Origin of the sequence: Coleofasciculus sp. FACHB-712 (genome assembly GCF_014695635.1) — a bacterium.
Taxonomy (GTDB): domain Bacteria; phylum Cyanobacteriota; class Cyanobacteriia; order Cyanobacteriales; family FACHB-T130; genus FACHB-T130.
The window spans coordinates 1-1604 of record NZ_JACJOQ010000516.1; the positions used below are offsets into that span (position 1 = coordinate 1).

Sequence of the window (1604 nt, forward strand, 5' to 3'; positions counted from 1 at the left end):
AGGACTTGATAAAGCCCCATGTGGTTCTGTTCAAAGGCAAGAGCGAAACCGATGAGATAGAGCCGCCATAATCGGACTTTACGTTCGCTGCTGAGGGCGATCGCTTTCTCCATTACTGCATCCAGATTAGCCGCCCAACAGCGCATTGTTTTGGCGTAGTGTATTCGCCAAGCATCAACATCGACAATTTCCCATCCCGTCTCTTCAGCGACAGCTAAAGAATCGGACAGCCTGGACAGCTCTCCGTCTGGGAAGATATAACGTTGAACAAAGCGCTCGTTGAGGCTGGAACCGTCCCATTTTTCGGACGCGGTGATGCCGTGATTGAGAAACAAACCCCCAGGCTTCAAGGTAGATAAGGCACTCTGAAAATAAATCGGGTAGTTTTTAATTCCCACGTGTTCAACCATCCCAATCGAAACAATTTTGTCAAAAGTTGGCGTTTGGGGTAAGTTGCGATAGTCGAGAAGCTCGACTTTTAGCTGGGTTTCCAAACCTTCTTTCGCGATCGCTTGTTGGTTAAAAGCCAGCTGTTCTTTACTCAGAGTAATGCCATATCCCTTCACTCCGTAATGAGTTACGGCCCAGCGTAGCAAAGCTCCCCAGCCACAGCCAATATCTAATAAATATTCCCCAGGTTTTAATTGGAGTTTACGGCAGATCAAATCAAGCTTTGCCTGCTGAGCTTCTTGCAGGCTCATCTGGGGATGTTCAAAATAGGCACAAGAATAGACGAGTAAAGGATCGAGCCAAAGACGGTAAAAATCATTGCCGACATCATAGTGATATTGAACAACTGCTAAGTCGCGATCGCGACTATGAGCGATCAATTTCTGCCAAGGTGATTTCTCTGGCTGCGAGAAAGGTAATTGGGGTAGACTCAACGCTTCCATCCAAGCTTTGATTGCTTTTGTGCGATCGCATTGGGAAAAAGAAAGCGCTTCTAAGAGCATCAGATCATCGATGTTACCTGTAAAGTCCAAAAAACCCTGAAGATAAGCTTCCGCTAGAACCAAAGGATCTTGACTCAGAATTAGAGTCCGGATGACTCCGGGATGATGAATCTGTAAAGTGAGTTGAGGAAGCGAGTCATCAATTGTTTCATTAGTCAGTATCTTGTCTGTCCCCCAGCAATCGATGCAGAATTTCAGAGGCAGTAGAGAAAACCGTTCGCTCAAGATATCTCGGATGCTGGTAGGAACAGAAGAATATGACATAGTTGATTTAGCGTGTTAATGGTTATGTATCAGTACCAATTGGGAATTTGGGATTTACTCTCACCCAACGGTGAGGCAACTTTATCCTGGCGATGTATCGCAACAACGCCGAAATGGTACTAATGATGAGTTGACAACTCACCCATTTATATCTACAGACAAATAACCACTAATCACTAACACTGCGTGCAAATTTTTCTACACCTGTCTAATCGGAGGTGAGACGACTGCGCGATCGCAGACTCGCCAAATCCATAAATATGGCGGTAGAAAATAGACTTAATCGGAAATAGAGTAGTTTAGAAGTGAAGGGTTGTTGCTCGAAGACCGAGGTGTTTACGATGTTGAGCTACGGCGCTATCCACAATAAACCTCATGTGTTTCAAA

1 protein-coding gene is annotated in these 1604 nt (G+C 45.1%); it reads right to left on the reverse strand.

The features are described from left to right. The coding region (locus tag H6F50_RS17315; RefSeq protein ID WP_190429660.1) for a class I SAM-dependent methyltransferase at positions 1–1217 on the reverse strand (1217 nt) is incomplete at its 3' end. Positions 1218–1604: the final 387 nt, after the last annotated feature.